Origin of the sequence: Caldinitratiruptor microaerophilus (assembly GCF_025999835.1) — a bacterium.
In the GTDB taxonomy this organism is placed as follows: Bacteria; Bacillota; Sulfobacillia; order Symbiobacteriales; family ZC4RG38; genus Caldinitratiruptor; species Caldinitratiruptor microaerophilus.
Genome location: NZ_AP025628.1, coordinates 1,659,024 through 1,671,955, shown reverse-complemented (window position 1 = coordinate 1,671,955; position 12,932 = coordinate 1,659,024). Strand labels below are relative to the sequence as shown.

At 64.6% G+C, this 12,932-nt stretch carries 14 protein-coding genes and 2 tRNA genes; 5 read left to right on the top strand and 11 right to left on the bottom strand.

The features are described from left to right. Positions 1-13: 13 nt before the first annotated feature. The 5 genes from caldi_RS08110 (at position 14) to scfB (ending at position 2,902) form a co-directional block, all read left to right on the top strand. A complete protein-coding gene (locus tag caldi_RS08110; protein ID WP_264844587.1) occupies positions 14-619 on the top strand; it encodes a DedA family protein in 606 nt (201 codons plus the stop codon). 118 nt (positions 620-737) lie between these two features. Continuing rightward, positions 738-813, top strand: a tRNA-Ala gene (locus caldi_RS08105). A 4-nt stretch (positions 814-817) separates the two neighbouring features. Next, positions 818-893, top strand: a tRNA-Val gene (locus caldi_RS08100). A 327-nt stretch (positions 894-1,220) separates the two neighbouring features. Continuing rightward, positions 1,221-1,406 (top strand): six-cysteine ranthipeptide SCIFF, encoded by a 186-nt coding sequence (gene scfA / locus caldi_RS08095; protein ID WP_264844586.1) that lies wholly within the window; start codon positions 1,221-1,223, stop codon positions 1,404-1,406. An 83-nt stretch (positions 1,407-1,489) separates the two neighbouring features. Then, positions 1,490-2,902 carry a thioether cross-link-forming SCIFF peptide maturase gene (scfB, locus tag caldi_RS08090; RefSeq protein ID WP_264844585.1) on the top strand — a complete coding sequence of 471 codons (1,413 nt, stop codon included), beginning with the start codon at positions 1,490-1,492 and terminating at the stop codon, positions 2,900-2,902. An 87-nt stretch (positions 2,903-2,989) separates the two neighbouring features. Here the strand turns inward: scfB and caldi_RS08085 are convergent, their stop codons facing one another. From caldi_RS08085 to caldi_RS08035, 11 genes are all read right to left on the bottom strand, one after another. Continuing rightward, the gene (locus caldi_RS08085) at positions 2,990-3,271 is read right to left on the bottom strand and encodes an STAS domain-containing protein (protein WP_264844584.1); all 282 of its coding nucleotides are present in this window, start codon (positions 3,269-3,271) and stop codon (positions 2,990-2,992) included. 30 nt (positions 3,272-3,301) lie between these two features. Then, complete coding sequence (locus caldi_RS08080) at positions 3,302-3,994, bottom strand: hypothetical protein (RefSeq protein ID WP_264844583.1); 693 nt, start codon at positions 3,992-3,994, stop codon at positions 3,302-3,304. A gap of 96 nt (positions 3,995-4,090) precedes the next feature. Further along, entirely contained in the window at positions 4,091-4,414 is a 324-nt protein-coding gene (locus caldi_RS08075) for a hypothetical protein (RefSeq protein ID WP_264843437.1), read from the bottom strand. Further along, complete coding sequence (locus caldi_RS08070; RefSeq protein ID WP_264841555.1) at positions 4,411-5,217, bottom strand: ExeA family protein; 807 nt, start codon at positions 5,215-5,217, stop codon at positions 4,411-4,413. The genes caldi_RS08075 and caldi_RS08070 overlap by 4 nt, the downstream gene beginning before the upstream one ends. Before the next feature lie 23 nt (positions 5,218-5,240). Continuing rightward, positions 5,241-6,626 (bottom strand): DDE-type integrase/transposase/recombinase, encoded by a 1,386-nt coding sequence (locus caldi_RS08065; RefSeq protein WP_264841556.1) that lies wholly within the window; start codon positions 6,624-6,626, stop codon positions 5,241-5,243. Positions 6,627-6,721: 95 nt separating this feature from the next. Next, complete coding sequence (locus tag caldi_RS08060) at positions 6,722-7,336, bottom strand: DUF6431 domain-containing protein (protein WP_264843435.1); 615 nt, start codon at positions 7,334-7,336, stop codon at positions 6,722-6,724. Positions 7,337-7,498: 162 nt separating this feature from the next. Continuing rightward, on the bottom strand, positions 7,499-8,725 hold the full coding sequence (locus caldi_RS08055) for a FapA family protein (RefSeq protein WP_264844582.1): 1,227 nt from the start codon (positions 8,723-8,725) through the stop codon (positions 7,499-7,501). 23 nt (positions 8,726-8,748) lie between these two features. Continuing rightward, entirely contained in the window at positions 8,749-9,387 is a 639-nt protein-coding gene (locus caldi_RS08050; protein WP_264844755.1) for a PP2C family protein-serine/threonine phosphatase, read from the bottom strand. A 190-nt stretch (positions 9,388-9,577) separates the two neighbouring features. Further along, positions 9,578-9,877, bottom strand: coding sequence for an STAS domain-containing protein (locus caldi_RS08045; protein WP_264844581.1), 300 nt, complete (start codon positions 9,875-9,877; stop codon positions 9,578-9,580). 3 nt (positions 9,878-9,880) lie between these two features. Then, a complete protein-coding gene (locus tag caldi_RS08040; protein WP_264844580.1) occupies positions 9,881-11,599 on the bottom strand; it encodes an HD domain-containing phosphohydrolase in 1,719 nt (572 codons plus the stop codon). 684 nt (positions 11,600-12,283) lie between these two features. Continuing rightward, a complete protein-coding gene (locus caldi_RS08035; protein ID WP_264844579.1) occupies positions 12,284-12,865 on the bottom strand; it encodes a DUF5317 domain-containing protein in 582 nt (193 codons plus the stop codon). Between the last annotated feature and the right edge of the window lie 67 nt (positions 12,866-12,932).

Here is a 12,932-nt window from a genome sequence, read left to right as displayed (position 1 = left end):
GTAGGTCGGCCGGGTGCTCGAGGCGTGGGTGAGCCGCCTGGCGGCCCTGGGGCTGTGGGGCGTCGGGCTCCTGTTCGTGATCGAGGGTGCCGGTCTGCCGCTGCCGGCGGAGATCCCGTTCGTGCTGTCGGGTGCGCTCGCCCACGCCGGTCGGTACCCATTCTGGCTGCTCGTTCTGCTCGCATGGGTCACGACGGTGATCGGCAACTTCGCGGGGTACGGCGTCGGGTACCTGGGCGGCCGGCGGCTCGTGGAGCGGATGTCGTCCTGGGCCGGGGTGTCGGCCTCGCGACTCGAGCGGCTGGAGTCCTGGTTCCACCGGCACGGCCTGCGCGTCCTGTTCTTCACGCGGTGGATCAACTGGGGCTTCGGGCAGAGCCTGTGGCTGGCCGGACTGGCCCGGGTCCCCCTGCGGCGGTTTGCCCCCTTCATGCTGGTTCTGAACCTGGCGTGGGCGATCCTCTGGATCGGCCTCGGGGTTTCGCTGGCCGGGCTTCTGGGCCGGCTGGGCGTCGGCCGCGGGGGGCTGGTGCTCTCTGTCCTGGTCGCCGTGGTGGTGGTCGTGGGTACGTACTTCGTGCACCGGGGGCTGCGCTCCCGTAAGGCCCTGCCCGAGTGAGACGCCTGGTTGCCAGACCCGGGGAACCCAGCATGGCCACTTGCGCCCTCTCCCGGGAGGACCTATAATACTTGGTGTCCCGGGTTGAGGCAGCGGGCCGCCGGCCGGGACGGGATGTGGGGCTATAGCTCAGTTGGGAGAGCGCGTGAATGGCATTCACGAGGTCAGGGGTTCGACTCCCCTTAGCTCCACCAACCTGCGCGGTTAGCTCAGCTGGGAGAGCACCTGATTGACGTTCAGGAGGTCAGTGGTTCGAGCCCACTACCGCGCACCAGACGAAAGGACGATTCCGGTCCCGGGACTGGTTCCCGGGGCCGGAATTCGTCATGACCTGCATATGAGCCACCAACGTATGTGGGCACCACAGGTCTCGACGTCCTCGTGGACGACTTCCGCGACTTCCGGGCCCAGATCGCAGCGGGCCACTGGTATCTCGCGGCACAGGCCCGTGTACGCCTGCCCACCGCCCCGTGCGGCCTCTACGGCCCACATTAGGCGACCTGGACCAGTACGTTCGCTGGGTTTCCTCCGGCCGTGTACGCGGGCCGCGGATGACGATGATATAATCTGCCACAGGATTGATTTCCCGGGGGGTGTCAAAGTGGCCAAGCACATCAAGACGGTGGTGGCCCCAGCCCTGCAGGAAACGGCGAAGTACAGGGGCTGCACCGAGTGTGCCGTCTCCTGCCAGTCGGCCTGTAAGACCTCATGTACCGTGGGAAACATCGTCTGCCCGGTGAGCACCCTGCTGAACTCCACCACGAGCGCCGTCACAACGGCCGGTTAGAGCAGGACGGGGGGCGGGCCCTGGCCCAGTGGCCGCAACCCGCCCTGCTCGCGCCTGGCGTCGTCCGAAGGGAGTCTTCGCTCTTGTCCAGGGGGCAGATCCACCGGTTTGAAGTGCACGGCCGCAAACTGGTCCTGGACGTGCACAGCGGCAGCCTGCACCAGGTTGATGACCTGGTCTGGGAGCTTTTGGAGTACTACCCCGACGACTGCACTCCGGAAACCCTGGCTCCCCTCAGGGGCCGCTTCGGCGCCGAAGCCGTGGACGAGGCGCTGGCCGAGTTGGATGAACTGGTCGAGCGGGGCTGGCTCTTCTCCCCGGAGCCCGACTGGGGGGACCTACTGCCCCGGGGCGACGAGCCTCTGCGGGCCATCTGCCTGAACGTTGCCCACGCCTGCAACCTGTCCTGTACGTACTGCTTTGCCGACAAGGGCCGCTACGGGGGCCCCGGTGCCCTCATGCCGGCGGCGGTGGCCCGGCAGGCCGTAGACCTGTTGCTCCGGCTCTCCCGGGAGCGGCCGGTGTGCGAGGTGGACTTCTTCGGCGGGGAACCCCTACTCAACTGGCCCGTGGTGCAGGACACCGTTCGCTATGCCCGGCAGGCCGCCGCTGCCGCGGGCAAGGAGATGGTCTTTACCCTGACCACCAACGGTACCTTGCTGACTCCGGAAATCCTGGACTTCCTGGACCGTGAACGGGTGAGCCTCATCCTGAGCGTCGATGGCCGGCCATGGGTGCACGATGCCATGCGCAGCGGTTCTTACGACGGGGTAGCGCAGGCGGTACGGGCCGTGTTGGCCAGGCGGGCACCGGGTGGCGTACCGGCCTGGGCCCACGGTGCTGCCCAGGGGGTTTCCGGGGCGGGAGCTTACGCGGTGGTGCGGGGCACTTTCACCAGTCGGAACCTGGATTTCGCCGAGGACGCGGTACACCTGATGGATGTCATCGGCGCGCCGCATTTTGCCATCGAGCCCGTGGTGTTGCGCCCGGAGGATCCCAACGCCCTGCGCCCGGAGCACATCCCGGCGGTGGCGGCAGAGTATGAACGGCTCGCGGCGATCTTGGCAGAACGTCAGCGACAGGGTAAGGTGGCGGTCTTCCACCACTTTGCGCTGGAGGCGGACCAGGGTCCCTGCCTTCCCCGGCGGATTCAGGGCTGCGGTGCGGGTCTGCAGTACCTCGCGGTGACCCCCGAAGGCGACCTGTACCCGTGCCACCAGTTCGTGGGGCGGCCTCGGTTCAAGCTGGGCACCGTGTGGACCGGGATCACCGCCACCGAGGTCCAGCAGGAACTGGTCAACTGTCATGTGTACTCCAAGGCCGGTTGCAGGGAGTGCTGGGTCCGTTACTACTGTAGCGGTGGTTGCCACGCCAACGCGGAGCTCGTCACCGGCGACATCCACCAGCCGGACCCGGTCGGCTGTGCTCTGGTGAAAAAGCGGGTAGAATGTGCCCTGTGGCTCCGGGCTCAGGCGGAAACAGGGGAGGACTGGTGACGGGCAGGCAAGTTCCTCTCCGCCGGCACGGCATTGAGGAGGGGGAGGAAGCCGTACACCTTTTCTCGGGAAGCGTGGACAAGCGTTTCAAGAGACGTTGAGAATACTCAGCACCCCGAGCAAGCTGAGCAACTCCCGGATATCGGGAGACACGCCGTACAGCTGTAATTCACGCCCTTGTTGTTGCAACTCCTGGTGAAGGCGTACAAGAGCGCCCACCCCGGTCGAGTCGAGGAATCCAAGTTCGGACAGGTCAAGGCGGATCGTTTCATGGTGTTTGGCGGCTGCCTGGACTTGTTCGACGAGCGTATCCGCGGTTTCGATATCGAGACTTCCCGTCAAATGAATCGTATAGGGTGCAGACGACATGGGTGACTTCCCTCCCGGCACCCCCGAAGATCATCCGTGGCGATATGTTTCCGCGGTCGCCGCTGAAAACTGCACCATAGAGTGTTCGCGTTGGAATTTATGCTTGATCTGGCCGACTTGAAGAATCGTGTTCGGATATACTTTATTTGCCAGGATCGAATAACCCTCTGGAACGACCACTTCGGTCGTCTTTCCTGCTGGAGTACCGATCTGGCCGATGCTCACGTTTCGCGCGCATTTAATGTATCCGCCGCGCATGTAGCCGTGGATGTCCACGGGTCCTGTAGCGTGAATTATCGTGCTTTCAATGCCCGGTCCGCTGACAACGAGAGGTCCTGTGCATTCCAATTCGGATGCGAAAGAGTAGTAGAGTTCCACGCGATTGTCCGTGGGCGGGTTGGCCCATTTCTTGATCGAATCGATGCTCTCCGATGCGAGGCGGATGGTATTCTGCAGGTACTCCAGCGTGACCTCGTCGTTGTTCGTGTCGGCGAGAGCTTGCAGCGACTGAGTCAGTTCTTCCAGGTGGGCGCGAGCAGAGCTGGATGCATCCGCCAGCCCGCCCCGGATGGCACTGAGAAACGATTCGAATTGCGTAAAACGGTGCTGAAGAAGGAGGTTCAAAACGGGCCTCAGCTTGCCCTGTGCTACCTGCGAGTAACGTGGATGGTGGATGTTGCTGACCGCGTTATTTGTCGCTCCGGTGACCAGCGACGATGTCATGGCCGTTCATGAGATGTGACCGGCCCACTGGCGCTGAAGGGGCGCAGCCCGTGGTAAGGATGCGCCCCAGAGTCCGAAATGCAGGGCCGGCAGCCACTAGAATCCGCCGGGGCCGTACGGGTGGTTGACCCCGGGGCTGTGAACGAACTCCCGGTAGAGGCGCCACCACCAAGCCTCGTAGTCCTCGATGTACCGGAAGACGGGAAGGTCGAGCCGGCACGTGGGCCGGCTCTTCAGGTTCCGTAACCGGTGGAGCAGACGGTAACTCAGGATGAACGCCGTGACCGCCTGGCCGCGCCGGACCCCATCTCCGGTCGTGGCCTGCCGGATGGCGGCCTCCAGCAGGTCGAGCAGGTCGGTGATCTCGTACCCGTAAAGCCGCAGCGAAACCCCGGCGTGTTGCAGGCCAGAATCTGTCACCACGGGCTACCTCCTCTGGGGGCCTGGGTATCCTGCAGCTCGAGCAGCACCCGCTCGACGTGGGCCTCCTCCACTAGGCGCTGGTCATGGGCGCAAGCGTCCAGGAGGCAGCTCGTGCAGATCGTGTTGATGACCCGCGGGATGCCCCGGGACTCCGTGACGATCTTGCGCAGGGCCTGCTCGGAGAAGAGGGGCCGGTCGGCGCCGGCCAGGTGGAGATGGTGCTGGATGTAGGCCAGAGTCTCGGCCTCCCCGAGGCCGGTGAGGTGGAAGCGCACCTGAACCCGCTGGGCGATGGCCTCGAAGGTGCGAAGCCGGAGCAGCCCCCGGAGTTCGCTCTGGCCGGCGAGGATGAACGTCAGCGGCGAGATGGAGTCCATGTGGAAGTTCAGGAGGAAGCGGACCTCCTGGAGCATGGCGCCGCTGAGGAGGTGGGCCTCGTCGATGACGATCACTGGCTGACGGCCGTTGGTGGTGTAACCGTCCAGGATGGTGCGCTCGAAAAGCCGTTTCACCTCCCGCCCGTGGAACAGAGAAGGCGGGGCCACCCCAAGCTGGGTGAGCACGTCTCGGTAGAACGCGCTGGGGGTGAGACGGGAGTCGGCGATGTACACGAACAGGTGGCGGGTCCGGTCGAGCTGATCGTACAGGGCCCGGATGGCGGTGGACTTCCCGGCGCCGACCTCACCCGTGACGACCGCGAACGCGCGGTGGCGGATGGCGTACTGGAGGCGAGCAAGCAGTTCCTGGTGCTGGGGAGCGGGGAACAGCCGGTCGGTGGGAATCTCCCTGGCGAAGGGCACCGCTTTGAGGCCGAAGTACTCGGTCAGCGTGACGGCTCACCGTCCTTGTGGCCGACCAGGCGAGCGTAAGAGGTCTGACCCAGGCGGCGCTGCTTCTCGGCCTCGTGGTGCTTGCGGGCCAGGGTGAGGAAGTTCATCCCGTCGCTGGACGGGGGTTGGGCCGGGGCAGGGACGGCGTGGTGGTGAGTGCGGCGGAGCTGGAGGGGGGCAGCGTCCGGGAAACGCTTTCCCTCGTGCCAGACCTGGATCTGGCTGAGGTCGTAGGGGTCGTAGCGCAGGAGCACCCGGTGGCCGCTGAGGGCGGCGTCGACCTCGTAGCGGTTCCCATGCAGGGAGAAGCATCCGGTCTTGTCGACGACCCGCTGCTCCTCCCAGAGGAACACCTCCCGCAGGGCCGTAGGGTCGATGCGGCGCAAGGGCTCGGTGTCCGCCTCGAACCGCTGGCGGGGGGTCTGGTGGGTGCTGCCGTGGGGGCGACTGAGGTAGGCCACCTCGAGCCAGGCCCAGAAGAACTCGTTGAGTTCGTCCAGGGTGCGGAGCTGGCCGGCTTCGACCAGCGCGTGCGCTTCGGGTACAAAGCTGCGGCGGACGTACTGGAAAAACTTTTCAACCTTTCCCCGCCCCTGGGGTCGGTAGGGGCGGGAGTGGCTGAGGCGGATCCCGAGCTTGGCGCAGATCCGGGCCAGGTGGCGGGTGGAGTAGATCGCCCCGTTGTCCACGTAGATCTGGCGGGGCAGGCCGTAGCGGAGGATGGTGCGTTTGAGGCAGTCCTCCAGGCGGGGGAGCTTCTCCTCGAAATACATCTGGCCGTAAACGACTCGGCTATGGTCGTCGAGGAAAGCCATGAGGTAGACTTGGCGCCGCTTCCCGGGTTGTCCCGGCACCGGCAGCGACAGGGCGTGCAGGACGTCTCCTTGCCACAGGTCGTTGCGGTGTTGGGCCTCAAACCGGCGGAGCAAACTCCGGGCGGCTTTGCTGCGCAACTCCTGGCGGGTGCAGCCTGCCCGGGCCAGGTAGCGGCCCAGGGTGGTGCGTTTGAGACGCCCGGGTGCGACCTTTCCGTCCAGCTCGAGCAAGGCGATGATCTGTTGCACACTACGGTCGGGCACCGCCCGCCGCAAGGCGATCGCCGCTTCCAGGACCTCCGGGGGAACGGCCCGGCCCTGGTCCGCATCCGCCCGGGTGTGCGGTTTGAGCCCCTCGAACCCGTGCTGCCGGTAGGCCTGGACCCAGCGCTGCAGCGTCCTGAGCCCGACTCGGGTCTTGTCACTGGAAGGGATCTCGTGCGGGTGCCCGGCGATCTCCCGCAACAGGCGCTGGCGCTCGGACGGGCTCAGGTTCTGGGTCAGTACGGGGGCGATGAGGCTCCAGCGGAACGTGGCGATCTCTTCCCGCTGCTGCTCGTCCATGGAATCCCTCCCCTGCTGGCGTCGTTGCCGCCATTATGGCCGGCACGCCGAGCCAGCCGGGAGGGACAAAGTTTGTGGTGGGGGGGAGCCGTACCTCACAGAGGCGCCGGGGCCTCGCAAAAGCCGTTCAGGAACGCAAACAGCCCACGGTGGCGGGCAGGGTCCACGGACATCTGCCGCCGGAGCCAGTCACCCAGCGCGAGCAAAAAATGAAAGGTGGCGTCGGGACCCTCGTGGCGGGGGACCAGCGTGAAAACGTCGACGGCGGGTCGCTGTTCCAGCAGCCAGGCGGTCAGGAACTGTCCCCAATTCCCCGCGATACTGCGAACCGTGCGCACCCACCGGCGCAGCGTGCGCTCCGACACCACACTGACCGCCGGTGAACTGATTTCCCAGGTGAGATCCCTCCACGACCTTCCTCGCTGAAGGCGCCGGCGCACGACCACTTCCCGCAGCAGCGTGACAAAGCGGGCGTACGGACGTAGAAAGTCCGGCAAGACCGAGCACGTGTGCTTGCACCGGGGACAGAACCAGCGGTAGATGGGAATGCGGTAGATGCGCCGGCGAGTGACCGCCGACCGATGGTGGGCGCCATGTTTCCGCATCTGCCGGCCGCAGCCTGCACAACGAAGCGCCAGTGCGGGCCCGTCACGGCCGTACCGGCGTAAGTACGCTTTGACTGAGACCGCAAGGGGCAGTATGATGGACACGCAGAGGTAACTCCTCTGAAGCCTGCCCCGGGGCTCGGCTGGGAAATTCGGCCCGGGGCAGGTGTCTTTATTTCCACCTCCCACGCGAAAACGGGGAGGCTCGACCTCCCCAGGCTCTTCCACACCTATCTCCTGGTCCCCTTCCAGCGCCAACCACTCCGGTCAACGCGGCGACAAATAACGTGGGCGAAAACAGTGGAGAACTTGAACGGATGCCGTTTCGAGTTGGCTCAGCAGATCGCGCAGACCGATCAGCTTGGGAAGGAGCCCTGACGTCTGGGCGGCGGGTTTGCCGACGCGGATGCGGCTTCGAATCACTCGTCCTTTCAGCGTGGCGCGTCCGCCGGCATGGATGAGCGAACGCTCCACATTTCCCTCGATCCAGATATCACCGTCACAGGCGATGTGGGTGCCCTCCATGACGTGCCCGAGGACGTGCACATCTCCGTGAAAGAAGATGGTGCCGGTGTTCGCCGACAGGTCGTCGCGATGCACGAGCACGGGGATGATCTTGACACGGATGGTGCCATCCTGTTCTTCGATGGCTGGCCGTCCCTCTGTAATGGCGACGATCCCGGTCCTGTCCGGAGTCAGAGTCGTTCCTTCTCCCGCCGCGAGGGTGATCGATACCGGAGGGGCGGCGGGAGGCGGAACGATGTTGCCGGTGAGGTCTCTACCCGGCTTGCCCGGCTCGGAAGGGAACACCTTGGCCAGCAGCGTGCCCGGCTTGACGATGGTGGCGTGGCCGGTTTCAACCATCCACTCGACCCTGGCGTCGCGGGGCGGAGTGGGCGGTGTCCCCCTGGCGATGATCCCTCGCGTTTCTACCGGTTGGCTCAACAAACTTTCGACAGCCGCGCGGTCGATCCCTTCGGTCACACCGAGGCGCTCCAGTTCCGAGAGGATTGCCTCGACCGGTGGGTTCGGACGTGTCTCCCTGACCGTCTGCGTCTTCAGTTCCAGAACGCGGACCTTACCCGGATTCACCAGGACTTCACGCTGGGTCTCGGCGGATTCCAGCCATAGCTCTGCTGTCATGCGGTCGGAAGCCAGCTCGACCCGGAAGTGGCGGGGACGAAGCTCCTGTTCGCCTGTCTCCACCTCGACTTCGATGCGGTGTGCCTTGGTTGCGACAAAGGGCGCGGTCATCACGACCCCGTTGCAGCGGACAGTGACCCCGGGGCCGGGGACCACGAGAGGCCAATCGCCCCCCGGGCCTGTGGGTTCCACGACGCGCAGCTGGGATCCCACGAGTTCCACGTACCCATCTTGGCGCGACGCAGGCGAGGAGCCCAGCCATTCGGGTTGGGTGGCGCGGGACGAGCCGGACTGGTTCTGGAGGCCGGGTGCCTCTTGCTTTCGACGCCACCGAAACAGGAACCCGAGCACGACCCCCACCTCCGTTCTGGCGGCTAGACCTTCTGATCAGCCGGGGCGCCTGCTCGCAGGAAGGCAAGCGTCATGTCGTCGCGCTGGGGCTGAGCCCCCGTGTGCTGCCGCAACGCCTGCAGCACCCGCTCTTGGAGAACCGGAAGGGGAAGTTCCGGGGGCAGACCGCGGAGTATCTCGTAGAATCCGCGCTTCCCGATCGGTTGTCGGTCGGGCCTGGTGGCTTCGATCACGCCGTCCGAGTAGAGGATCACCGTGTCGCCGGGTGACAGGGTGAGGGAGGTCACTTCGTAGGAGGAATCCGGCAGGACGCCCATCATCATTCCGTTGACGTCGACTTCCACGATCTCTCTCGCAGAACGGTAAATCAGCGGACGGAGGTGACCGGCGTTGGCGCACGCCAGGGCTCGCGTCGCCGGGTGGTATTCAATGAAGCACAGTGTGAGAAAGGACCCGAGGCGATGGAAATCGGGGTAGAGGATCCGGTTTGCCTCGTGCAGTAGTGTGCCCGGTGAGTCGGCGATGTCCGACAGGGCTCGGATGGCTACGCGCGCCATGAGCATGAGCATGGAGGCAGCCAGGCCCTTCCCCATGACGTCGCCAACGCACATTCGCACCGTCCCGCGGGGCGTGAGGAGGAAGTCGAAGTAGTCCCCCCCCATGACCTGGGCGGGCAGGCTTACGCCGGAGAGGGAGGTGTCTGGAATCGTAGGCGGGGAACCGTGAAGGAAAGTGAACTGTATCTGGTAAGCCAGTTCCAGATCGGACTGCCGAAAATGAAATATACCGTCGCCCGATCCAGAACGAATGTTAGTCTTGCTTCTGGTTGGGTGTGTCATCCCGATTCCCCCGTCACTGTGCCAGAACCGCAAAGAAACCCAGGACGTTCAGGGTTTCCCAGATATCCGGTTTGAGATTGATCAACTGCAGTTCTCGCCCTTCTGCTTTGCGCCGGAGTCCCCATCGCAGCAAATACCCCACGCCGGTGGAATCGATGAAGTCGAGGGCTTCGCAATCCAGCACCACCCTTGCCGCTTCGCCAACGCTGTCGAGCACGGCGATCAGTTCGGGCAAGGTATCCATGTCCAGTTCACCCTCGAGTCGAATCCGAACGGAGTCATCGTCTGGATGGTACGGGATTGCTCGCAGCATAATTCAGCCCCCCTCAGGTTCGTGGACTGCCTCGGCGTCGTATTTATCTCCGGTTTCCGTTTTTCTCTGGCGAACAACGTCGAGGACCACCGTCGTCCCTTCCGGCGAGGTGTAAATCCAGACACGATCCATGTAGTGGAGCATCAAGTTGAAGCCCTTTCCGAGCGACTCCTTGGTGGAAAAGCCGTCGACCAGAATCGCGTTGGGCAGGATGTCCAGAGGAATCCCGGCACCGGAATCGGTGACCACGATGCGGATGCCATCGTGGATCACCCTGGCTTCGAACTGACCGCGGCCGGCGTGCTTGAGAACGTTGGTAACTGCTTCCGACACGCAGAGGGCGAGCGGGAACGACCGATCCGCGAGGGCGTGTTGCGCGGCCAGGTCGATCGCAGCTTGCCGGCACTCCCGAACCTGCCTGGGGTGTTGGAAAGCGAGGGAGGCGAAGACCTCTCCCTCTGTCAGGAGCGCGCGCAGGTCGGTCTCGTCCAGGAAGCGCAGTTTGCCGCGGGTGACCGCAAAGAGGACGTCCTTGTACGCCTGTTGCAGGCGCCGGCGCTGTTCCCGTTCGGCCGAGAGCAAGTTCGTGATATCCAGCATCAGGACGATGGCTGTTTCGGCCAGTGGTACACAGAAGACCTCGTAGATGCGTTGCCTGGACGCGTCGGCGAGTTGCTGCCGCACGGGTTGCCCCTGCCGGAGCGACAGCTCCACCAGTTCCGGAAGGCCATGGATCGGTGATGCAGGCTCTCCCGTGGTCAGGTAGAAGTGACCGCCCTTGTAATGCAAGATGTGCCCGACATCGAGGAGTTCGAGTAACGTGGGCTCTCCCACCGCTTCGAGCAGTTGCTTGGAGATGTCCGTACCCGTGGGCACGGCGGATCCGGGTTCGGCGAGGATCGGGTCGTCGCTGCCGAGGATCTCGATCAACTTCGGGGTGATGGCCGGATCGAGCACCGTACCAGACAGCGCGGCCACCTTCTGGATGAGCTCCTGCCGAGAGAGGTGGGGTTCCCGGATGGCGATCATGGTGGCCGCCTCCGCGGCGGCCAGGATCCGGGCGCCCAGGGGGATCGCCTGCCCCGCGAGGCGGTCCGGGTAGCCGGTACCGTCCCAGTGTTCGTGGTGGTGTCGAACCATGACGCCGACCCGATCCACGCCGGAAAGACGGGCAGCCATCTCGCCCCCGACGACGGCATGGCGCTGGTACTCCTGGGCGTCGTTCAGAGTCAGCACGGCACCTCGGTAGTAGGCGGCCACGACGCGCGGAGCCACTTCGACCTCGCCGACGTCATGAACGAGGGCGGCGACGTGCACGAGGTCGATCTCGTCCTGGGGAAGCCCAAGCCGGGTTGCCAGCTCCCGGGACAGGTCTGCCACCATGTGGGAGTGGGACTGAGCCAGCTTGGCATGGCCGTGCGCCCCGAGGACCTGCGCCTGCGCGATGGCGTTGAGCCACCGCCGCTTCATCTCCAGGTACAGTTGCACGGCATGGCGAAAGGCCAGGATAGCGAAACAAAGGAGTGCCACCTGAGGCCAGCCGCCGGCCTTCCAAGCATATGCCATCGCGAGCCCGAAACCGGCCGTAACCAGGAACCCGGGGCCACCGTCCTCCAACAAGGCCTTCGCGGTGTGGAGAGGAGCACGGCCGTTCGTTGCCCAGTCGAGCGAGCTGACCAATCCGACGTTTGAAACGATGTAGACGGCCGAACTGACTGCCAACCGAAGAGGGATCGCCCAGTCGAGCGCCCCGGGACGCCCCCCTACTACCACGTATACTCGTGCCGTTAGATACGCTGCGATGACGTATTGGCCCACATTCGAAAGGCTAATGAATAGCCACTTCCATCTCTTTTCCCCATGTGGTATACCCAACAGCCCAGCAATACCTTCAATCACGACGTAGTGAGAAGGACCCAGCAAGATGAGTCCTGCTAGCGAGAAGGCGCTTCCCAGGGAGAGATGTCTTCCACTCGGGAGGGAAACGGGATAAAGTTCAAATAGAGAACTCAACAAGATAAGAAGAACAAAATCAAATGCAAGGAGGCCTGTAATCTCCAGTGCAGCTTTCGTTACGATGGCTGCCCCGATACCCGCGACCAGGATCGCCAACGCGTAGGCTCGGTACGGCATGCCTATCACTCCGACAACAGGTCCCGGTGGTTCCGTGGCGACATGCGGTACCGGAATGGGGATAGGGCTGGCGGGCAGCGAACTCAGTCTGGAAGCGAGGGGATCACTCGCAAAGGGCGCCGAAAGCGACTAGCCCTTCCACGGGAAGCGGGACGCAGCGACGGCCGCCAGGGCCGCCAGCGTGAGTACCAGCCAGAGCCAGCGCTTCATGTTACCCCTCCTTTCCCCGTTCGGGCGAATCTTGCCCGCCAGCCCCAAATCTCGATCACCCGTCTAGATGACCCGACCTGCTGGTGCCTGGGAACGCTTCCCCTGCCCCTGCATGCCGAGGCCGACGATCTCCGCCATGCCTACCATGCCGACGATGTCGCCGAGGCTCGCGACCCGGCGCAGGGGGTAATAAGGAGGGTAGAGAGGGATGCTGTCTGCCAGGACCGCCCACGGATCGCCATCTGGAAGAAGGGTGTACTTACTGGCGGCCCCTGCGGTCAGCATCCACCGAAATCCGTCGAGTCCGGCGGCGCGTATGGCGGAGTCCAGAACGGGCATCCGACCGCCATGGGCGGCGATGACCAAGAGGTTGAGGAGTGTCCCGGCGGCCAGCCATCCTGTGCCCGGTAGGTGCCGGTTTGCAACGAGCCCGGCGATGATGCAGACGTGGGCCAGCAGGACGGCTACGGGTACAGACCACGGCGGCAGCCATCCCTGAGCTCGCAGCAAGATCGCGCCCTCTTGGAGCAGGAGTCCGACCAGGAACCACCATGGCTGCCGCAGCGGGAGGGAGACCAGGCGGCGGAGCGTTCCTCGTCGCGTCCACCCCCACAGGACCCCGATCAGGACACCTTCAAGGATCATCCGTGTGCAGCGCTCCTTCTCTTCCGCCTGCAGATACACTTGCCTCCGGGTGGGAGGACCTGAGCCC

Excerpts from the sequence above, each read along its gene's own strand:
- caldi_RS08085 (WP_264844584.1), bottom strand. The coding sequence starts at position 3,271 with ATGTCGTCTGCACCCTATACGATTCATTTGACGGGAAGTCTCGATATC.
- caldi_RS08045 (WP_264844581.1), bottom strand. The coding sequence starts at position 9,877 with ATGCTGCGAGCAATCCCGTACCATCCAGACGATGACTCCGTTCGGATT.
- caldi_RS08050 (WP_264844755.1), bottom strand. The coding sequence starts at position 9,387 with ATGGGGGGGGACTACTTCGACTTCCTCCTCACGCCCCGCGGGACGGTG.
- caldi_RS08035 (WP_264844579.1), bottom strand. The coding sequence starts at position 12,865 with ATGATCCTTGAAGGTGTCCTGATCGGGGTCCTGTGGGGGTGGACGCGA.
- caldi_RS08080 (WP_264844583.1), bottom strand. The coding sequence starts at position 3,994 with ATGACATCGTCGCTGGTCACCGGAGCGACAAATAACGCGGTCAGCAAC.
- caldi_RS08065 (WP_264841556.1), bottom strand. The coding sequence starts at position 6,626 with ATGGACGAGCAGCAGCGGGAAGAGATCGCCACGTTCCGCTGGAGCCTC.